Source organism: Candidatus Accumulibacter contiguus, from assembly GCF_012940005.1.
Taxonomy (GTDB): Bacteria; Pseudomonadota; Gammaproteobacteria; order Burkholderiales; family Rhodocyclaceae; genus Accumulibacter; species Accumulibacter contiguus.
The window spans coordinates 96,053-116,248 of sequence record NZ_SPMX01000025.1 but is presented as its reverse complement, the minus strand read 5'-3'; the positions used below and the strand labels follow the sequence as shown (position 1 = coordinate 116,248).

At 62.2% G+C, this 20,196-nt stretch carries 16 protein-coding genes, 2 pseudogenes and 1 riboswitch; of the genes and pseudogenes, 10 read left to right on the top strand and 8 right to left on the bottom strand.

The window, feature by feature from the left end; genetic code table 11:
• From E4Q08_RS10665 to E4Q08_RS10655, 3 genes and pseudogenes are all read left to right on the top strand, one after another.
• A pseudogene (locus E4Q08_RS10665) lies at positions 1–249 on the top strand (IS1634 family transposase); the annotation flags it as partial.
• Between the two features lie 57 nt (positions 250–306).
• A complete protein-coding gene (locus tag E4Q08_RS10660; protein ID WP_308240106.1) occupies positions 307–1,374 on the top strand; it encodes an alkene reductase in 1,068 nt (355 codons plus the stop codon).
• Between the two features lie 11 nt (positions 1,375–1,385).
• Complete coding sequence (locus E4Q08_RS10655; protein ID WP_034917892.1) at positions 1,386–1,706, top strand: cupin domain-containing protein; 321 nt, start codon at positions 1,386–1,388, stop codon at positions 1,704–1,706.
• Between the two features lie 43 nt (positions 1,707–1,749).
• Here E4Q08_RS10655 and E4Q08_RS10650 read toward each other — a convergent pair whose 3' ends face one another.
• Both E4Q08_RS10650 and E4Q08_RS10645 read right to left on the bottom strand, forming a co-directional pair.
• Complete coding sequence (locus tag E4Q08_RS10650; RefSeq protein WP_169070372.1) at positions 1,750–3,393, bottom strand: NAD(P)-binding protein; 1,644 nt, start codon at positions 3,391–3,393, stop codon at positions 1,750–1,752.
• Positions 3,393–4,896: pseudogene (locus E4Q08_RS10645) on the bottom strand (polyamine aminopropyltransferase). The gene E4Q08_RS10650 and the pseudogene E4Q08_RS10645 overlap by 1 nt, the downstream one beginning before the upstream one ends.
• Before the next feature lie 265 nt (positions 4,897–5,161).
• Between E4Q08_RS10645 and ydiK the strand changes: the two are divergent.
• The 3 genes from ydiK to E4Q08_RS10630 all read left to right on the top strand — a co-directional run bounded on the left by ydiK (position 5,162) and on the right by E4Q08_RS10630 (position 7,584).
• Positions 5,162–6,235: an AI-2E family transporter YdiK gene (gene ydiK, locus E4Q08_RS10640; RefSeq protein ID WP_169070371.1), complete on the top strand. Its 1,074-nt coding sequence runs from the start codon at positions 5,162–5,164 to the stop codon at positions 6,233–6,235.
• Positions 6,236–6,342: 107 nt separating this feature from the next.
• Positions 6,343–6,951, top strand: a complete 609-nt coding sequence (locus tag E4Q08_RS10635; RefSeq protein WP_169070370.1) for a riboflavin synthase — start codon at positions 6,343–6,345, stop codon at positions 6,949–6,951.
• Between the two features lie 138 nt (positions 6,952–7,089).
• On the top strand, positions 7,090–7,584 hold the full coding sequence (locus E4Q08_RS10630; RefSeq protein WP_169070369.1) for a DUF6398 domain-containing protein: 495 nt from the start codon (positions 7,090–7,092) through the stop codon (positions 7,582–7,584).
• 59 nt (positions 7,585–7,643) lie between these two features.
• Here the strand turns inward: E4Q08_RS10630 and tsaD are convergent, their stop codons facing one another.
• Positions 7,644–8,663 carry a tRNA (adenosine(37)-N6)-threonylcarbamoyltransferase complex transferase subunit TsaD gene (gene tsaD, locus E4Q08_RS10625; protein WP_034908344.1) on the bottom strand — a complete coding sequence of 340 codons (1,020 nt, stop codon included), beginning with the start codon at positions 8,661–8,663 and terminating at the stop codon, positions 7,644–7,646.
• Between the two features lie 65 nt (positions 8,664–8,728).
• Here tsaD and E4Q08_RS10620 point away from each other — a divergent pair, with 65 nt between their 5' ends.
• Together E4Q08_RS10620 and E4Q08_RS10615 are read left to right on the top strand one after the other, a co-directional pair.
• Positions 8,729–10,810 (top strand): molybdopterin-containing oxidoreductase family protein, encoded by a 2,082-nt coding sequence (locus tag E4Q08_RS10620; protein ID WP_169070368.1) that lies wholly within the window; start codon positions 8,729–8,731, stop codon positions 10,808–10,810.
• Between the two features lie 157 nt (positions 10,811–10,967).
• Complete coding sequence (locus E4Q08_RS10615; RefSeq protein WP_169070367.1) at positions 10,968–11,981, top strand: zinc-dependent alcohol dehydrogenase family protein; 1,014 nt, start codon at positions 10,968–10,970, stop codon at positions 11,979–11,981.
• Positions 11,982–12,020: 39 nt separating this feature from the next.
• Here the strand turns inward: E4Q08_RS10615 and arsJ are convergent, their stop codons facing one another.
• Entirely contained in the window at positions 12,021–13,319 is a 1,299-nt protein-coding gene (arsJ, locus tag E4Q08_RS10610) for an organoarsenical effux MFS transporter ArsJ (RefSeq protein WP_169070366.1), read from the bottom strand.
• A gap of 90 nt (positions 13,320–13,409) precedes the next feature.
• A complete protein-coding gene (locus tag E4Q08_RS10605; RefSeq protein WP_169070365.1) occupies positions 13,410–14,420 on the bottom strand; it encodes an ArsJ-associated glyceraldehyde-3-phosphate dehydrogenase in 1,011 nt (336 codons plus the stop codon).
• Between the two features lie 22 nt (positions 14,421–14,442).
• Between E4Q08_RS10605 and E4Q08_RS10600 the strand changes: the two genes are divergently transcribed.
• Entirely contained in the window at positions 14,443–15,168 is a 726-nt protein-coding gene (locus E4Q08_RS10600) for a phosphatase domain-containing putative toxin (RefSeq protein WP_248594828.1), read from the top strand.
• 15 nt (positions 15,169–15,183) lie between these two features.
• Here E4Q08_RS10600 and E4Q08_RS10595 read toward each other — a convergent pair whose 3' ends face one another.
• The 3 genes from E4Q08_RS10595 to E4Q08_RS10585 all read right to left on the bottom strand — a co-directional run bounded on the left by E4Q08_RS10595 (position 15,184) and on the right by E4Q08_RS10585 (position 18,498).
• Entirely contained in the window at positions 15,184–16,416 is a 1,233-nt protein-coding gene (locus E4Q08_RS10595) for a glycosyltransferase family 4 protein (protein WP_169070364.1), read from the bottom strand.
• 66 nt (positions 16,417–16,482) lie between these two features.
• Entirely contained in the window at positions 16,483–17,271 is a 789-nt protein-coding gene (locus E4Q08_RS10590) for a SapC family protein (RefSeq protein WP_169070363.1), read from the bottom strand.
• A 120-nt stretch (positions 17,272–17,391) separates the two neighbouring features.
• Positions 17,392–18,498, bottom strand: a complete 1,107-nt coding sequence (locus E4Q08_RS10585) for an EAL domain-containing protein (protein ID WP_169070362.1) — start codon at positions 18,496–18,498, stop codon at positions 17,392–17,394.
• A gap of 261 nt (positions 18,499–18,759) precedes the next feature.
• A riboswitch (cyclic di-GMP riboswitch) is annotated at positions 18,760–18,846 on the top strand.
• 153 nt (positions 18,847–18,999) lie between these two features.
• Here E4Q08_RS10585 and E4Q08_RS10580 point away from each other — a divergent pair.
• On the top strand, positions 19,000–20,181 hold the full coding sequence (locus E4Q08_RS10580) for a methyl-accepting chemotaxis protein (RefSeq protein WP_169070361.1): 1,182 nt from the start codon (positions 19,000–19,002) through the stop codon (positions 20,179–20,181).
• The last annotated feature ends 15 nt before the right edge of the window (positions 20,182–20,196 follow it).

Below are 20,196 nucleotides of genomic sequence, written 5' to 3'. Positions count from 1 at the left end.
TTAAAAATCACGCGGCGGTTTGAAGCGGCTCTGCGGCAGACCTTCGGCAGCACCGAAGACGACCCCGCCGCCATCACCCCGGACGACGCCCTGGTGGCCCTCGGACGATTGACCTATCTCTACACCACCGACCGCAACGGTCAGCGTCACACGCATCTGCCACGCCCGGACGATCAACAGGCCAAAATCCTCAGCGCCATCGGTCTGTCCTTCCCGCTCAAGGCCAAAGCCGACAAGCTCGCCGCGTAGGCAGGCGCCGCTTTTGCGGCATCGGCTATTTTTTTAACAAAAACCGATAGTTACAGCATAACTGCGCTTGCTGGCTGGGGGAAGATCCGCCTGACTGTGCCGAACCGGATTTTCATGGCCCCCCTGACCCGCTGCCGGGCCGACGCCGAGCACGTGCCAACTGCATTGATGAGCGAATACTATGCCCAGCGAGCGACTGCCGGGTTGATCATTGCCGAAGCCACCATGGCGATGGAGAACAACTCCGCATTCTGGAGGGAGCCCGGAATACACTCCCCCGCCCAGGTGGCCGGCTGGAAGCGGACCACCGATGCAGTGCACGCCGCCGGCGGCCGAATCTTCCTGCAGATCTGGCACGGCGGCCGCGCGTGCCATCCGCTGCTGAACGGTGGCGCCCAGCCGGTGGCCCCGAGCGCGATTGCGATCACAGGTGACGAGGTGCTGACACCGCAGGGCAAGCAGCCCTACGTCATCCCGCGCGAACTGCGCGACGACGAACTGCCGGGCATTGTCACCGGCTTTCGGAAAGCGGCCGAAAATGCCCGGGCAGCGGGCTTCGATGGCGTCGAAGTCCACGGCGCCAACGGCTACCTGCTCGACGAGTTCCTGCGCGACGGCGCCAACAAGCGCTCGGGTCCATACGGTGGCTCGCTCGAAAACCGGGCTCGCCTGCTGTTCGAAGTGATCGCAGCCGTCAGTGGCGTCTGGGGCAGCGACCGGGTCGGCCTGCGCCTTTCGCCGCTCAACAGCTACAACAGCATGATCGACAGCGACCCGATCGGACTCGCCACCTGGCTTGCCGAACGGCTCAACGATTTCGCCCTCGCCTACCTGCACGTGATGCGCGCCGACTTCTTCCGGCAGCAGAGCGGTGACGTACTGACGCCGGTGCGGGCGAACTACCAGGGGGCGCTGATCGGCAACATGGGCTACACCGCCAGCGAAGCGGCGCAGGCCATTGGCGAAGGAAGGCTCGACGCGGTTGCCTTTGGCACCGGCTTCCTCGCCAATCCCGATCTGCCGGCACGAATCCAGGCCGGCGCAGCGCTGAACAAGCCCAATCCGGGGACGTTCTATACGCCGGGACCGGAAGGCTACACCGACTATCCGGCGATGACCGCCTGATCCCTGGCACCATGAACAACCTCTTCGCCAACATCCCTCGCGACCTCCCCGAAGAACTCTGCGAAACCCTGGCCCGGAGTGACGCCGTCCACATCGAACGTATCGTCTCCCGAGGCCATGTCTCGCCGGAACAATTCTGGTATGACCAGGAGCGCAACGAATGGGTGCTGCTTGTGCAAGGTGCCGCTCGCCTGGCTTTCGCCGACGGTCATGAAGTCCGCCTGGGCCCGGGCGACTGGCTGCTGATCCCGGCACACCAGAAGCACCGGGTGGCGTGGACGGATCCGCAGGCGGAGACGGTCTGGCTGGCAGTGCATTACGCTCGCCAGTGACATGCTGCCCGGACAATCGCCGAGTTCCTGAACCGTCACCACATCACCCCAGTGAAGAACGAAAGCGTACCCCGAGCCGGCGCAGCGTTCTTTCTGCGGCCAGCACGCCGCGGTACTGTGCCTCCTCAAACAGCGAAAAGCCGCTGACGTCGGCGTGTGCGAAGCGCAGGCGTTCGCCGTCGATGGCGAATTGCTGGCGCGCCGCACCAGTGATCAGACCGGGCAAGGGGCGGGCCATGGCATGACCATTGCGAAAGACATCCAGGCGAGTCGTCAGTTGCCGGATGTCAGGATGCGGCTGTTCGAGTTCGGCGAGGATCTGTTCGGCCCAGATCTCGCGTGGCGTGTCGCGCAGCGCTTCTCGGCCCTGTTGCGGGCTCATGTCGTCGAAGGCCCGGTAGCAGGTGAACACCGTTGCCCCCGGTCGCAGGCGCATCTGCTGGTGCGTCGCCACCACATAACCCAGGCTGGCAGCGCCGTAGAGGACGTTGTCCCAGGCCGGTGCTGCGCCGGCACGGTCGTCGGGGAAGCGCGACAAGGTCAGGTTGGCGACCAGCCAGGGCGCGTAGCTGTAGCTGCGAGCGGCGGCCTGCAACGCGGGCTGTCCGGCGAAGACCTGGGGAACGAGAAACAAGGGCGCGGCCCAGATCAGTTGTTCGGCGAGCAGGCGCAGCGTTTGGTCTTCGCCTGGCAAGTACAGATCGACGGCGATCGGGCGGCCGCGCGCAGCGGTAGCGACATGGAAGACCAGCGCACGCGTCAGCAAGCGCTCGCCAACGCGCGCCCGGATCGAGCGCAGCATGCCGGCCACCAGCCAGGCGTTGCCTGCCGGTGCGGTGAGCACGGTTTCGCTGCCTGCGTTCTGCGCCTCGCCGTCGCGACACGCAAAATAGTGGATGCCGGCCCAGGCCGAAACCGCCGCGCTGCCGGTTCCATAGTCATCGCGGCAGGCGTAGTTGACGTACCAGTGCAGATGCGGTGAATCGAAACCCTGCGCGAGCAGCCAGTCGCGCATGCTGATCCGGTCGAGCGCCAGCAGCTCGGGAGCGCGGCTCGACAGCGCCATCGGCAAGGCGAAGGCACGTCGCCCGAGGCCATCGCGGCGGAGTCTGAAATCCTCCATCAATTCGCCGAACTGCTGATACTGGTGGCGCTCGGCGGCACTGACCCCGGTCTGTGGCAGCAGGCCTTCCTGCCAGCGGCCGTGACGATAGAGTCGCTCCTGCGGCGTCGCACACAGGTAGCGCTCGTCATAGACCGGCTGCACGGCGCGCGGATCGCCCTGCAGCACACCCAGCTCGGCGAGCAACTCGCGCACCGCTGTCGCCTCGCGTGTCGGCAGTGGCAGGTAATGCGCGCCCCAGGGATAAGCGCTGACGGCGTTGCTCCCGGCGCGCGAATTGCCGCCAGCTTCGCTCTCGAGTTCAACGATCAGGAAATCGGCGAAGCCCGATTGGGCAAGTTTCCAGCCGGCGGCGAGTCCGCCGATACCAGCGCCGACGATCAGCACCGGTACCTGCCTGGTCTCGCCGGGCGGAGCGAAGTTCCGCTCACGCAGCCGATGGCCGAGGTCGAGCGAAGCCCCGAGCAGATCGCCAGGCGGCAAGGGAACTGGTGCGCTGCTGCAGCCGGCGAGCGAAACTGCACCAGTTGCGGCAACTGCAGTGAGGAAATCGCGTCGATCCATCAGCGGATCACCTGCCGCCACTCGTGCTCGAAGTAGCGGACCAGCACCTGGTTGTTGAGCCGGTTCACCTCGGCCTCGACGCGCGCCATGTCCTTGGGAAAGAGAAACAGTGCCGGCGTCGTCTCGGGGCTCAGGAAGCGGGTGTCGACGGCATAGGACTGCGGCGGCCGATAGTCGCGGCGACCGGCGAGCACGAAACCCCATTCCCCGAACGACGGCACCAGGGCGTGGTAGGGGGTGGCGATCAGGCCGACGCTCTCCAGCGTCGTGACGACGCACCAGAAGGATTGTCGGGCGTAGAGTGGCGAGGTGGACTGGACAACCATCAAGCCCCCTCCCGCCAGGTGCTTTTCGAGCAGGCGGTAGAAAGCGGCGCTGTAGAGTTTGCCGATCGCAAAGTTCGACGGATCGGGAAAATCGACGACGACGAAATCGAATAGATCGTCGTTTTCCTCGAGCCACTGCAGCCCGTCGGCATTGACTACCTGCACCTTCGGTGAGTGCAGCGCGTCCTGATTGAGTTTGCGCAGGGGCGGCGCGCTGGCGAAGAGGCGCGTCATCGCCGGGTCGAGGTCGACCAGCGTCACCGACTCGATTTGCGGGTACTTGAGGATCTCGCGCAGGGCCAGCCCGTCACCGCCGCCCAGCACCAGCACGCGGCCTGCTGCCGGCAGCGTGGCCAGCCCCGGATGGACCAGTGCCTCGTGATAGCGGTACTCGTCGCGCGAACTGAACTGCAGGTTGTTGTTGAGATGGAGGCGCAAATCATCCTTCCAGCGGGTGACGACGATGCGCTGATACGGCGTGTTCTCGGCATGCACGATTTCATCGGCGTAGAGATGCGCTTCAGCCAGTGAAGTCAGTTCGCCCGCCGCGGCAAATGCCGCGAGCAGCGCCAGCAGCGACACACCGCCCTGCACGCGCAGCCAGCCGGCGTTCTGCAGTTGCTGGCGAAACAGCCAGCACGCCCAGAGCGCCACCGCGACGTTGAGCAGACCGAACAACAGGCCGCTGCGCATCAACCCGAGATGCGGCACCAGCAGACACGGGAAAGAGAATCGAAACGGCAAGCGCGCCGAGGTAATCGAAGGTCAGCACCTGCGAGACGAGATCCTTGAATACCAGGTCGCGCTTGAGGATGCGCATGATCAGCGGAATTTCCAGCCCGACCAGCACGCCGATGGCGACCACCACCAGATACAGCGCCAGCCTGAACGGCGCCGACGACCAGGCGAAGATGAAGAACAGCGCCGCCGCCGAGAAGCCGCCGAGAATGCCGACCAGCAACTCGACCTGAATGAAGCGCGCCACCAGATGTTTTTCGATGTAGCGCGACAGCCACGAACCGATTCCCATGGCGAACAGGTAGGTCCCGATGACCGTCGAGAACTGGGTGATCGAGTCGCCGAGCAGATAACTCGCCAGCGCCCCGGCGATCAACTCGTAAGCCAGCCCACAGGAAGCGACTATGAAAACGGAAAAGAGCAGCGCATGGTTCATCATCGGGACGGGTCAGCGATTCACAGGCAATCGGGCAAGGCGCCCGCGGGCCATTCTATTCCGAAAAGCGCAGCCTGCCGCCAGGCACAGGAGGTCTGCCGACTGGCGAGCAGGCAGCCACTTGCCTGGCCAAGCCGCAGCGTAGCTCGCCAGCCCCGAATTGCGCTACCATGCGCTCGACAGGCAAGCCAGAGAAGTCCTTGCCGGGCGAATCATGGATCACGCTTGCAGCCCCCCCGGAAAACCCTGGATTTGGATGACCATATTGATGAACCCCAACGAACCCGAAATGGCCCGTCCTGTACTGGCGGTGCTTTTCCTCTGTGCGCTGATCGCCGCTTCGGTCTGGATCCTGCGCCCGTTTCTGCCGGCACTGATCTGGGCAACAATGGTCGTCATCGCCACCTGGCCCCTGCTGCTGCGGGTGCAGCAACGTCTTGGCAATCGCCGCGCCCCGGCAGTGATCGCCATGACCCTCCTGGTCCTGCTGGTTCTGGTCGTTCCTCTGTCACTGGCGATTGCCACCCTCGTCGACAATGCCGACCGGATCGTGGAATGGGGAAAAGACCTGACCGAGTTCAAACTTCCGTTGCTACCCGCATGGGTCAGTGATCTGCCGCTGGTCGGCGCACGTGCCGAGGAGGCCTGGGCGCAGCTTGCGGCCGTCGGAACGGCAGAACTCACCGCCAAGGCGGCACCCTACGCGGGCAACCTGACCAAGTGGTTCGTCAGCGAGGTGGGCAACTTCGGACTGGTTTTCGTGCAGTTTCTGCTCACCGTCGCGCTGTCTGCGATCCTCTATGCCTCTGGCGAGAGCTTCGCTGCCGGCGTACGGCGTTTCGGCCACCGTCTCGGCGGTGCGCGCGGCGAGAGCGCGGTGGTGCTAGCCGGTCAGGCGATTCGCGCCGTGGCCCTCGGAGTCGGCATTACCGCATTCGTACAGTCGATCCTTGGCGGCATCGGCCTGGCCATCGCCGGCCTGCCGTTCGTCCCCGTCCTGACCGCACTGATGTTCATGTGCTGCATCGCGCAGCTTGGACCGGGGCTGGTTCTCGCACCCGCCGTTTTCTGGTTGTACTGGAGTGACAGCAGCGGCTGGGGCACTTTTCTTCTCGTCTGGGCGATTTTCGTCGGCACCATGGACAACTTCCTGCGTCCGCTCCTGATCCGGCAAGGCGCCGACCTCCCCTTGCTGCTGATCCTCGCCGGCGTCATCGGCGGCATGCTGGCCTTTGGACTGGTCGGCATCTTCGTCGGCCCGGTCGTTCTGGCCGTCGCCTATACCCTGCTGGAAGCGTGGATCAACGAGCTGCCGACCGAAACGGGAGTGGAAGAGGATTAGAGACTGACCGGTGCCCGCGCAGCGCCCGCCCGCATGCCGGCGCAGGAACGGGGGCAGTGCGACATGTTAAGATCTCCCATCTCTTTTCGGTCCGATCGGTATTTGCCATGTTTTCTGGAATCATTGCCGCTGTTGGCCAGATCACCCACATCACCCCGCGTGATGACGGCGCCGCAACCGTCCGGCTGACGGTCGACGCCGGCCCGCTCGGACTGGATGATGTCGGGATCGGCGATTCGATCGCCTGCAGCGGCGTCTGCCTGACGGTGGTCGACAAACAGGACAACTGTTTTTTTGTCGATGTCTCGCCCGAATCGCTGGCGTGTACCGTTGGTCTCGCGGCACCTGGACCGGTCAACCTGGAAAAGGCGCTGCGTCTGGCTGATCGCCTGGGTGGGCATCTCGTCTCCGGCCACGTCGACGGCGTTGGCGAGGTGCTGCGTTTCGATCCGGTCGGCGACAATCGCCTGCTTGAAATCCGTGCGCCGGAAAATCTCGCCAGATACATTGCACGCAAGGGCTCGATCAGCGTCGATGGGGTCAGCCTGACGACCAACTCGGTCGACGGTGCGGCCTTCAGCATCAACCTGATCCCGCACACGCTTGCATCGACCACCCTTGGATGCCTGCAAACCGGCAGCCGGGTCAATCTCGAAATCGACCTGATCGCGCGCTATTGTGAACGCCTCATTGGCGTGTCCGATACTGTCAAATAGGTGTGCAGTGATTTTAATCTGTATATCGTACAATTGACGGTAAAGTAAAAATCACATAGCAGAGACGTTGTTTTACATAAAAATAATATTTATCTATTGTCATTATGTCATCATCGCCTGAAAAAAATTCCCAAACTCATGGCCGATAAATTCGCTGCCATCACGGCACTCACCGATGAGTTCTGCGCTAGGCAGCTTAACGAAGAATATCGGCAAGTGATCCATCACGTCGTCGGCGCTCTGGCCAGGAAGCGACCCTCGCCATTGTCAAGAGGCACGGAGAATGTCTGGGCGGCCGCTGCGGTCCTGGCGGTCGGGCGCATCAATTTTCTCGATGACTCATCTCAAACGCCGCATTGCAAGTCAAGAGCCATCTGTGAGTTTTTCGGCGTAGCCGGAAGCACCGGGCAGAACAAATCAAAGGAAATCCGGGATCTGCTGAAGATGAGTCCGATGTCTCCTGAATGGAACTTGCCCAGCCGACTCGCTGACAACCCCTTGGTCTGGTTGCTGCAGGTCAACGGGTTCACGGTCGATATACGCGAAATGCCTCTCGAAGTACAGCAGATGGCTTTCGAGAAAGGTCTGATTCCATTTATCCCACCCAGGCGAGAGTCTTCAGGCGAGAAATGACCGAACTTGAGCAAACCCCACACCCATCACCGCTCGCGCAATCAATAACAAGGGATGGATCAAGCGCCAGTCAGTGGCCAGCGCGGTCGCACCGCGAAAGCGCCGGGCGGTTTGCTGGAGATTCCCGCCTGGAGCCGCAAGGCTCCGGCCAGCGCGATCATCGCGCCGTTGTCGGTACAGAATTCCAGTTCCGGGTAGAAAACGGCGATCCTCGCCTTCGCTGCATGGGCGTCGAGCTGGCGCCGCAGTTCGCGGTTGGCACCGACGCCACCAGCGACCACCAGTTGCTGCAGACCGCTGACAGTTACCGCGCGCAGCGCCTTGCTGACCAGGACTTCGACAATCGCATCCTGGAATCCCCGCGCAATATCCGCCCGCTGCTGATCACTGATCGTCGCCAACTCGCGCACCTTCACCAGCACTGCGGTTTTCAGACCGCTGAAACTGAAGTCGAGGTCAGGGGAGTGCAGCATCGGGCGTGGCAGCTTGACCTGACCGGGCCGACCCGTATCGGCCAGTGCAGCCAGTGCCGGGCCGCCAGGGTAGCCGAGACCGAGCAGTTTGGCGGTCTTGTCGAAAGCTTCGCCGGCGGCGTCATCGAGGGTTTCACCCAGCAACTCGTATTCCCCGACGCCGGTCACCCGCATCAACTGGCTATGGCCACCCGAAACGAGCAGGGCAACAAAGGGAAAACGCGGCGGCTTGCTCGACAACAAGGGCGACAGTAGATGGCCTTCGAGGTGATGCACCGGCACGGTCGGGACTCCGAGCGCTGTCGCCAGCGCTTCGGCAAAAGCCGCCCCAACCAGCAGGGCTCCCGCCAGGCCTGGCCCCTGCGTGTAGGCAACGGCGTCGAGCCCCGCCAGCGAACAGCCGCTGTCGGCCAGCACCTGGCGCAGCAGTGGTACGAGTCGTCGGATATGATCGCGCGACGCGAGTTCCGGCACCACCCCGCCGTAGTCGGCGTGCATGCACACCTGCGAGTGCAGGGCGTGCGCAAGCAGAGCGCCGCCAGCATCGGTGCTGTACAGCGCCATACCCGTTTCATCGCAGGAGGATTCGATGCCAAGAACCAGCATTGGCAGCATTCTACTCCAGTCGGTGTGCTATCTTCTCGCCATCGACACCCGCAGGGAAACACCCCATGGCCAACCCCGCTTCTGCGCCAACTGCCACCCACACGGTACGCGGCGCCTGCCCACACGATTGCCCGGATACCTGCGCGCTCGACGTCACGGTCAGCGAGGGCCGCGTGCTCAAGGTCGCCGGTGCTGCCGATCACCCACCGACGGCCGGCGTGTTGTGTACCAAGGTCGCTTTCTACCCCGAACGTATCTACCATCCCGAGCGCCTGCTGCACCCGGCGCGCCGGATCGGTGCCAAGGGTCCGGGAGCAAGATTCGAGCGCATCTCCTGGGATGAGGCGCTGGCCACGATTGCCGATCGCTTCCGCCGCATCGCCGCCGCAGACGGCGCCGAGGCAATCGTTCCCTACAGCTATGCCGGCAACTCCGGCATGCTCGGCTATGCTTCGATGGACCGCCGCTTCTTCCACCGTCTCGGTGCCTCGCAACTCGACCGAACGATCTGCGCCAGCGCCGGCGCGATGGGTTACCGGGCAACGATCGGCGCCAGCGTCGGTTTCGACGCCGAAAACGTTGTCGATGCGCGCCTGATCATTCTTTGGGGAACCAACAGTGTCGTCTCCAACCTGCACTTCTGGCGCCTGGCGCAGGAGGCAAAGCGGCGCGGTGCGCGCCTGATTGCCATCGACCCCTGCCGCACCACCACCGCCGACAAGTGCGACCAGCACATCGCGTTGCTGCCGGGAACCGACAGCGCCCTGGCGCTCGGACTGATGCACGTACTGATTCGCGACGATCTGCTCGACCACGATTACCTTGCTCGCTATACGCTCGGCTTCGAAGCGCTCAAGCAACGCGTGCTGGAATACCCGCCGCAGCGGGTCGCGGCGATCTGCGGCATCAGCACTCAGGAGATTGAAAACCTCGCGCATGCTTACGGCAGCACCCGACCAGCAGCGATTCGGACCAATTACGGCATCAACCGCAGCGCCGGCGGCGGCATGGCGCTGCGCAGCGTCGCCTGCCTGCCGGCGCTCACCGGTGCCTGGCGAGACGCAGCGGGTGGCGTGCTGCTGTCCAGTTCCGGCAATTACCCGGTCGATACCGCCGCCCTCGAACGACCGGACCTGATGCCGACGCCGGCACCGCGAACGGTCAACATGAGCACCATTGGCCATGAGCTGCTGCGCGCGCAACCGCCGATCAAGGCGCTGTTCGTGTACAACAGCAATCCGCTCGCGGTTGCTCCACAGTCGGCCGAGGTGGAACGTGGCCTGGCCCGCAACGACCTGTTCACCGTCGTTCATGACCTTTTCCAGACCGATACCGCCGACTACGCCGACCTCCTGCTGCCGGCCACCAGCCACATGGAACAGCTCGACATCCACAAGTCTTACGGGCACCTGCACCTGCAGGTCAACCTGCCGGCGATCGTGCCGCTCGCTGAAGCGCTGCCGAACACCGAACTGTTCCGCCGCCTGGCCCGGCAAATGGGCTTCAGCGAAGCCTGTTTTGCCGACAGCGACGAAGACCTGTGCCGCCAGGCTTTCGACTGGAGCGATCCGCGCCTTGCCGGGCTTTCCTGGGAAAGGCTGAAGGCCGAAGGTCACGCCCGCCTCAATCTGCCACTTGGCGAAGCTCCGTTCGCAGCGGGCGGGTTCCCGACACCTTCCGGAAAATGCGAATTTTTCAGCGAGATGCTCGCCAGTGCAGGGCTCGACCCGCTGCCGACTTTCATCGAACCGCACGAATGGCGGCAAAGTCCGCTGGCAGCGCAATTTCCGCTGGCGCTGATCACACCGCCGGCGCGCAACTTTCTCAATACCAGCTTTGCCAACTCGCCACGCTTTCTGGCGCAGGAAAAGTCGCCCGCGCTCCACATCCATCCGGTCGACGCCGCGGCACGCGGCATTGCCAACGACAACCCGCTGCGCATCCATAACCAGCGTGGCGAATTCCGCGCCCGCGCCGTCGTCAGCGACCGCATCCGTCCGGGCGTCGCCATGGCCACCTCGATCTGGTGGCGCAAGCTCTCGCCAGACGGACGCAACTGCAACGAAGTCACCAGCCAGGCGCTGACCGAGATGGGCGGCGGGGCGACGTTCTACGACTGCCTGGTCGAAGTCGAACGGGTGGTGTAGCCGCGTGACCGGGAATGATTGACGGCCACCGCTCTGCTCGGAGAAACTCTCGGAAGTGCCCTTCCATCCTCCCGCCGAAACGCGTCGTCGAGGTCATGGAGATCAAGGAAATGGGCAAAACCCTGGCGCTGCGGCGCTGGATACTTGGAGGTGCAACATGCGCGTTTTTCAGATTCAGGATGATTGGGGGATGGCCAACCTCAAACTCGCCGATCGCCCGCAACCCCAGCCCGGAGCGGGACAGGTGCTGCTGCGGATGCTCGCCTCGTCGCTGAATTTCCGCGACCTGGTCGTTCCCGAGCGCGGATATGGCAGCTTTACCGGGACACTGCCGCTGATCCCGCTGTCCGACGGCGTCGGCGAGGTCGTTGCGGTGGGCCCCGGAGTCACCCGCGTGGCGGTCGGCGACCGCGTCTGCCCGACCTTTTTCCAGGGCTGGATCGCCGGCGAACCGGATCTTCCCCGCATGACCGGGTCTCTCGGTGGCCCGATCGATGGCACCATGGCGGAGTTCATGTGCCTGTCCGAGCAGGGTGTGGTCAAGGTGCCCGCATACCTCAGCGACGTCGAAGCCGCGACGCTACCCTGCGCGGCCTTGACTGCCTGGAGTGCGCTGGCCACGCATGGCACGGTCAAGCCCGGCGAACAGGTACTGATCCAGGGCTCCGGCGGTGTGGCGCTGTTCGCTCTGGCGTTTGCCAGGATTGCCGGCGCACGGGTCACCGTGATCTCGTCGAGCGACGAGAAGATCGAGCGGCTCAAGGCGCTCGGTGCCGACGCGACGATCAACTACCGGACGACTCCCGAATGGTCGAAACCGGCGCGTGCGCTCACCGATGGTCGCGGCTTCGACCACATCGTCGAGCTTGGCGGCGAGAAAACCCTACCACAGTCGCTGCGCTGCATTCGTCCCGGCGGCACCCTGTCGATGATCGGTGTGCTCTCGGGCTCCTCATTGGCGACACCGCTCGGCCTGATCATCACCCGGCAGGTGCGGCTGCAGGGCATCACCGTCGGCCATCGCGACGGTTTCGAGGCGATGCTGCGGGCGCTCGAGCAGCACCGCGTGCCGGTGATCGTCGACCGGGTTTTCGAATTTCCGGCGCTCAAGGAAGCGCTGGCGTACCTGAAGAGCGGCGCACAGTTCGGCAAGATCTGCATCCGCCATTGAGCGATCCTCCTACAGCGCGCTCGTTCGCTAGCGGCTACGCTACTCGCCCAGATCATCGAGCTTGATCGGCTTGCTGCGTGGACCGATGTGGCGTGGCAGCAGCAGCGACAACAGGCCGGCAAGCACCACAAAGACTGTCGACGCCCACAGACAGGCAATCAAGCCCTTGCTTGGCCCGCTCTGCAGCCCCCACTGATAGAGCGCGCCTGAAAGAACCGTTCCCGCCAGGCGGCCGGATGCGTTGGCCATGTAGTAGAAACCGACGCTCATCGCCACCTTGTCGCTATCGGTGTACGCCAGAATCAGATAGGAATGCACCGCCGAGTTCAGCGCAAAAACGGCGCCAAAGAGAATCAGGCCGGCAACCACGACGGTGCTCGGCGCCAGCCCGGCGCTCAGTCCCAGAGCGATGCCCGCCGGCAGCGTCGCGAGGACGAAAGCGAGAATGGTTGCCGTCCGTCCATCGGGTTCGTGCTGCTCCTCGACGCGGCTGCGCAGCAGGCCGGGAGTCGCCGCCTGGACGATGCCATAACCGATCACCCAGACCGCAAGAAAGCCGCCGGACTGCCAGAAGGTCCAGCCGAGCACGCTCGACAGAAAGACCGGCAGACCGACAACGAACCAGACGTCGCGCGCGCCGAAGAGGAAGATGCGTGCTGCGGCCAGCTTGTTGACTGCGCTGTTGCGCGAGAACATCTGCCCGAACTTTGCTTTCTTGTTGGCCTGACCGAGGCCACCGCGCATCAGCAACGCGGCCAGGATCAGCGTGCTTCCCACCAGTGCGACGAGCAGCTTGAGTGCGGTCTGGAAATCGAGCAGGGTCAGCAGCAGACCCCCAAGAAAAAAGCCGACCCCTTTCAACGCGTTCTTCGACCCGGTCAGAATCGAGACCCAACGGTAGAGCGTTGCCGATGCACCTTCGGGAACGATCAGCTTGACCGCGCTCTTCGAACTCATCTTGGTCATGTCCTTGGCGATTCCGCTCAAAGCCTGCGAGACCATGACGTATACGACCACCAGCCAGCCCTGTGGCGCGAAGGCGAGCATCGACAGCGCCACGAGTTGCGTGCCCAGCCCGATGAACAAGGTCGTCTTGAGGCCGAAGCGGGCGCCGATGTAGCCACCAAAGAGATTGGTCAGGATGCCGAAGACTTCATAGAAGATGAACAGCGACGCGACGGCAAAAGGCGTGTAACCAAGGCTGTAGAAGTAGAACAGCACCAGCATGCGGGTGGCGCCATCGGTGACGGTGTCGGACCAGTAGGCTGCGGTCACCAGGATGTAGTTGCGCAGGCCGGCACGTGCAGCGGGACTTCTGGCTGCGGATGGATCGTTCATCGTTGTCCTCGAGAGGGGTGACCGTGCTTCGAGACCATCTCCTGCCAGGCGGTGACGGCCCCGATCGGCACGGAATCCATGGGCATGTGCTTACAGCGAAGCGGCCAGCTTGCGTGCCAGCTCGACGTAACGATTGGCGTAGCCCCACTCGTTGTCGTACCAGGCGTAGATCTTGACCATCGTGCCGTTGATCACCAGGGTGTGCGCCGCATCGACAATCGACGAGCGCGGATCGCCGCGGTAGTCCATGGAAACCAGTGGCCTTTCCTCATAGCCGAGAATTCCCTTCAATGCTCCCTCGGCCGCCGCCTTGAGCAGACCATTGACCTCCTCGACGCTCGTCGGGCGTTGCATCTCGAAAACGCAGTCGGTGATCGACGCATTGAGCAGTGGCACGCGCACCGCGTGGCCGTCGAGCTTGCCCTTCAGTTCCGGGAAGATCAGCGCGATCGCGGTCGCCGAGCCGGTCGTCGTCGGCACCAGCGACAGGCTCGAAGCCCGCGCGCGCCGCAGATCCTTGTGCATCTGGTCGTGCACGCTCTGGGTGTTGGTCGAACTGTGAATGGTCGTGATCATGCCGTGCGCAATGCCGATCGCTTCATGCACGACCTTGACCACTGGCGCCAGACAGTTGGTGGTGCACGAGGCCGCGGTAACGATGTGGTCGCGGGCCGGGTCGTAGCGCTGGTCATTGACGCCCATGACGATGTTCAGCGTGTCCCCACCCTTGACCGGTGCGGCGACGATCACTTTCTTCACGCCGGCCGCCAGATAGGGCGACAGTTCCTCGACCGTACGCCACTTGCCGCTGGCTTCGAGAACGATGTCCACCCCGGCGTCGCGCCATGATCCGCCGGCGACATCTCTGGCGGTGCTGTAGGGGATCGATTTTCCATCGATCAGCATCCGCCCGTTGCTGCTCCCGACATCGTGCCGCCAGCGGCCATGGACCGAATCGAATTCAAGAAGGTGCGCTGCCGACTCCACCGGCCCGTTCGCTTCATTGATATGCACGAACTCCAGTTCCGGGTAGTCCCACGCCGCGCGCAGCGCCAACCTGCCGATACGACCGAAACCATTGATGCCGACCTTGACAGTCATTTCTCGTTCCTCCGAAGGGTGAATGGTGCCCGGCTGGAAACCAGCGAGCCGACGATTTGGGCACCGCAAGCGATACCGGCTTGCGAAACATTTTTATATTGATAGAATGCTCGAAATAAGTAAACCCCTTCCCGGTTCTCCCATGCGTGTTGCCACGAAAAAACCCTCTGTTCTTGATCTCTACTATAGCCATGAGCCCCAACCATCCATGACCAATCCCACCATGAACGCCCATCCCCATGATTTCCTGCCGCTGAACTCGCAAGGCGCAGGCCTGATTCTGACCCCTTGCCCAGGAAGCAAGGGGGTGGAGCCAGGCGCTGCGCTCGTGCAGCTGAAAGCGGCCGGAGCGGACGCAGTGATCACACTGATGCCGGACGCCGAAATGACGAGCAATGCGGTGTCGAACATGGCCGACCTCTGTTCACGAATCGGCCTGCAATGGTTTCATCTTCCGATCGAAGATGAGCACGCGCCAGAGGAAGAATTTGCCGTCGCCTGGTCGGCGCTGCGACAGGCCGTGCATCAACTGCTGGACGCCGACAAGAGAGTCGTGATCCATTGCAAGGGAGGTTCCGGTCGTACTGGCCTGATGGCAGCTCAAATCCTGGTCGAACGCGGCTGGTCGGTAGATGAAGCCACGGCGGTTGTCAAAGGAATGCGGCCGAATGCCCTGAGCCTGGTGGTGCATCAGGATTATCTGGCCCGCTTACCGGCCTGCTTGCCAGGCGATTCAGACGCGGTTTGAGCAAGGCGACATGGATCAATCCTTAAGTGACCGTCCAGCCAGTTCGTCGATGTAGGCCAGATGTTGTGGCAGGCAGATTCGCTGGAGGTCATAGCGGTCGATGATCGTCTGCCGGGCGCGTTGCCTTAGCCGAGCAAAATCACCGGGGAACTCAAGAGCCTGGGCCACTTGCTCGGCAATTTGCTGCGGTGAGAAAAAATCGACCAGCAGTCCATTGTCCCCATGCGTGATCACTTCTTCCACCGGTGGCGTCCTGGACCCCAGCACCAGGCAACCGGCGCTCATGGCTTCGAGCATCGACCAGGAGAGAACAAAGGGGTAGGTCAGGTAGACGTGAACCGCCGAGATTTGCAGCAAGCCGATGAACACCGGGTAAGGAATCGTACCGACGAAATCAAGACGCCGGAAGTCTATGTCGCCCCTCACTTCCTCGATAAACTGCTCACGGTAGGTCGTTCCCTGGACTGGCCGACTGCCGTAACTGACTCCATCACCACCGACGATCAGGATATGGGCTTTCGGACGCCGGCGCTGGATTTCAGGGATGGCGCGGATGAAACTGTGACATCCTCGGTAGGGTTCGAGGTTGCGATTGACGAAGGTGATGACTTCATCGTCAGAACGCAGAGTGCGGGCCTTTTCCTGAAGAGTGATCTGGGTGTCGGTCTTTGGGGCGATCGCTGCCGTATCCAGGCCTTCATGGATGACGCGGATTTTGTGTTGAAAGCTCGCGGGGTGGGTGGATTTCTGCCATGCCGTCGGTGAAACTCCGGCATCGCATTGTTCGAGGTTCATCAGGTTGGCGAAGTTCTTTGCCAGCAAGCGTGGCGCCTCGTCCGGATTGTCGGGAAACTCCGGGTCAAAGCCGACATCGGCGCCATGGACGTGGTAGTAGAACTCGAAGTAATTCAGCAGCGGGATCTGCGGCCAGACTTCCTTGATGAACAGCGCTTCTCCCCAGCCCGGGTGGGCACAGATGAGGTCCGGGTGATAGCCTTGCTCGCGCAATCGTTTCGCCGCCTTGAAGCAGGCTTCGCCGCGAATCACCTTGGTTTCCGTTTCCTGCACCCACGCATGAATGTTGGGTGTATTGCCTCGCTTTGGACCGTAACGGATCACACGAACACCGGCGGGAACCGGGTTGGTCTCGATGCACAGCGCCGTAACTTCATCTCCCCTTGCCACCAGAGCTGCGGCAATGTGTTTGTACTGACCCGGAAAGTTCTGATGGATGAGGAGAATCTTCATGGCTTGTACTGATGGGACTGGCCAGCATGGGTATGCAGCGAGCGAATGGTCGATTAGTCGATTGGTTTAGCCGAGTCCACCAAAATTGAGCGTTTCGTGCTTGTTCAAGTAGTCCAGGGTAAGTTCTTTGCCGGCGGAAGGAATTCGGGCGGCAGCGCTGGCATGGGCTTCGGCCAGCTCGCCGAGAACAGGCAACTGCTGCATCGACAGCAACTGGCAATAGGCGATGACCAGGGCACCGGCTTTGGCGACTTCATGAAGGGCTTCGGCGGGCAACTGATTCAGAATGGCCTCGTCAATCTGAAAGAGTCCGCCAATCGGCTGGTCACCAGCCCCTGTCTTGACAGTAATTGGCCAGGCTTTGATCAGGTGGTGTTTCTTCAGTACCGTACAGGCCCTGACGGTGATCTGCCGATTGTTCTCGATCTGGGTCAGAAAGTTGAGGACGCCTTGAATCGCTGGCGAGGGTTTGCCTTCATCATCGAAAAAGGGTTCGCCTTCACTGCCGTCGCCAAGGAGTCCCGAATCTTCATCGATGCACAGTACCTGCTGACCGTCATCCCTGCTGGCGAGGCAGAAGGGATAGCTACGCAAGATGGCCGGGATATATTTTCCTGCCCAACGGCCGTCGGGTGCGGCAAATAGATTCTTGCCTGTTGCCAAACCCAGAACGGCGACAGGAACGAAGGTTTCATTCTGCTCGACAAAGGCAATCGGCAGACTCAACAGCGCACGCGGCAGTTCGCCTGCAGTCAGTGGAACAATTGCCTCATGGGCAGCGAAAGCATAACTCGAAATGCGCTGCCAGCGCTTGCTGGCGTGGCGTTCGGTGGAAATGACGTGGAAGTTGGGCATGGGCATCCTTCGGGTGGCATTTTCTGACCAATGGTATTCTGAAGCAGGGATACTCGCCGACCGCCTGGAGGCTGCGGAAACAGCGGGTCTGAATACGGGAGAACATCAAGAGACCCCCCGCTACAACTGGTCGGCGGCAATCGGTCTGCCGGTCAGATAGCCCTGGATCAGCTGGAAACCCATGTCGCGGCAGACCTGCGCTTCCGCCTCGAGCTCGATGCCTTCGGCCAGCGGCACTGAGCCCAGGTTCAGCACCAGTTTGACGAGATCGCTGATCACCCGGCGTTTGCGTTCGCTGGCCAGGTGAATGTCGTGCAGCAGACCCATGTCGAATTTCACGAAGTGCGCAGGCGCTTCGCCCAGTTCGTTCAGGCGGGCCTGTCCTGCCCCGAAATCGTCGTAGGCAAAACGCACACCGATGTCGCGCAGAAAAGCGCCTAATTCACGTAAACGCAGCGGGTCGGTGACTGCGGTTTCATGGATTTCGACAACCAGTTGCAGTTCCGGCATCTGCTGGCGCAGGACAGTTAGCGAAGCAAAAAACGGCTTGCTGAAAGTCTCCTTGGGGTGGGTGTTGATAAACAGGGGGAATTTGCGCAGGCGCGGAGCCATCGAGGTGATCGCGAATTTGCGAAAGGCCACGCTGAGATCAAGCTCGCGGTTCAGCGCTGTTGCCAATTGGAACAGGCGGATGGGGCTACCGGACAGTTGCGGATGATTTGCTCGCCCGAGCAACTCGTAGGCGAAGATTTTCCCACTGTTCGCATCGACGATGGGCTGGGCGGCGCCGGAAATGCCCTGGCCGTTGAGCAGGTCGAGAAACTCGCCCTCATTGGCGACGAAGAGTTCCGACAGGTTCGTGCCCATCGGCATCAACAGGGTTCGCGAGTCGGTCGAGGGCATGAAGCGCGACTGATCAGGCTGATGCCGGCCGAGACGAAACTCTGCCGTAAAGAAATGAATGATGTCGTTTTCCCGCAGCAGGCACGAGCCATCGATGCGCTGTCGATTGACGAAGGTGCCGTTGGTGCTGTTCAGATCGGTCAGGCGCAGTTGCGCGCTGATGTCGTCGTCGAACATGGCGTGTTTCCGGCTGAGGCCCGGTGTCGCCAGTACCAGATCGTTCTCCTGGCCACGACCGATCCGGAAAGGCAGGTCAACGATGTCGTATTTCAAACGGGATCCATCGGCAGCGATGGATTCCAGAAACCAATGACTGCTCTTCACAGGAAGCTCCAGAGACGATCCGCTTGCAGGCCATGGCCTCTTGCCATGATTCTTGCCATGATATGTGGTCAGTGCGCCGAACTTCTCCCGCAGTTCTCTGGCGGGTAGCGCGCAAGTCGCTGGCCTGCCGCCTGCAGGGGGGACACTTGGATGGCGCACGTACGAGTATGCCCAGCCATCTCAGCTGCTGTCAATCTCGCTGCATCCGGCTATGTGCCGGAAGTCGCACATTGCTGCTCTATTCAGTTATGATGTGTGGACGAGTAAGAATGGCAAACGGGACGAAAGCCCCGGACGCAAAGCTGCAGGCCCTAACCCGAAGTCCGGGAGGGTGGCTGGGTTGCCTGATACCGGGATCTTCGTCTCGGCATGCGATATCCGCAGCCGTCCAAGTCTTGCATCCGAGAGTAACCGCATGCCTGGCCCTTTCGATTCGAGGCCGTGTTTCTCTGCGCCCGATCGACCGCAGCCTGGCGCTGAAGTAGCACGCAGGAGGAACTCATGCAAGACCGATCATCAAGAATACTTCCCCTGGGCACTGGCCCACTGTTTCTTGCCGCCGTCGCCGCTGGCCTGCTGTTCTGGAAGAGTGAGGCATCGCTGGCCGTCGACCTGATCCTGACACTGGCTCTGCTGGTGCTCGCCACTGGCGTCTCTTATTGGGAGCGCCGTTCGATCCGGGCTGCTGTCGATCGCCTGCTTGCCGAGCGCGCAGAGACCGGCGCGGCGCCGCCGGCCATCGCCCCCTATACCACCAGCCTGCATCAGGTAGCCGCCGCTTCACTGACCCGCTGGGCCACGCATGTCGCCATCGCACGCCAACAAACCGAGAATGCGGGCAACGCATTGACCAGTGACTTCGCGGCCATTCTGAACCAGTTGGGCGTTATGCTCGATACCCGCGACCGTGAAGCAGCGGAAGGTGTGGTCGCGGTGATCGAACGTTCGCGCAGTGAACTGGCAGCGATGCTGGGCTACCTCAAGGACGCTTTCGACGCCCAGAAACCAATGCTCCGTGAATTCGAGAGCCTGGCGGAAGTGAGCGCCGATCTCAAGCGCATGGCCGGCGGGGTCGCCGAGATCGCCAAACAGACCAATCTGCTGGCACTCAACGCGGCGATCGAAGCGGCGCGGGCCGGCGAGACCGGGCGGGGTTTTGCCGTCGTTGCCGATGAAGTACGCAAGCTCTCGGACCAGTCGGGATCGCTTGCCAAGCAGATCCGGGACAAAGTCGAGACGGTCAACGTGGCGACCGGGTCAGCGCTGCTTTCCGCCGGTCAAATGTCACGCCAGAACGAATCGCTGATGGCCAGTTCGGAAGTGACCATGGCCGCCGTACTGGAACGTTTCAGCAGCGTCGTGCAAGGACTCAGCGATTCGTCGCAGCACATGGCCGAAGGCAGCCAGAGCGTCCGCGAGAAGGTCGAAGCGGTACTCGTGCATCTGCAATTCCAGGATCGCATGAGCCAGATTCTGAGCGCGGTCTGCCAGGATATCGAGCGTCTTCTGGCGCGCACACGTGCAGAAGAGGCGCGCATCGCAGGCGGCGAGACGCCGGAACCTTTCGACGTGCAGAAGTGGATTGCTCAACTCGAACAAACTTACACCACGCTCGAACAGCACGATGCGCAGCACCCGGCTGCACAGGGGCAGGTGGCGGCGAGCGAAATCACCTTTTTCTAACCTGGACAATGGGAG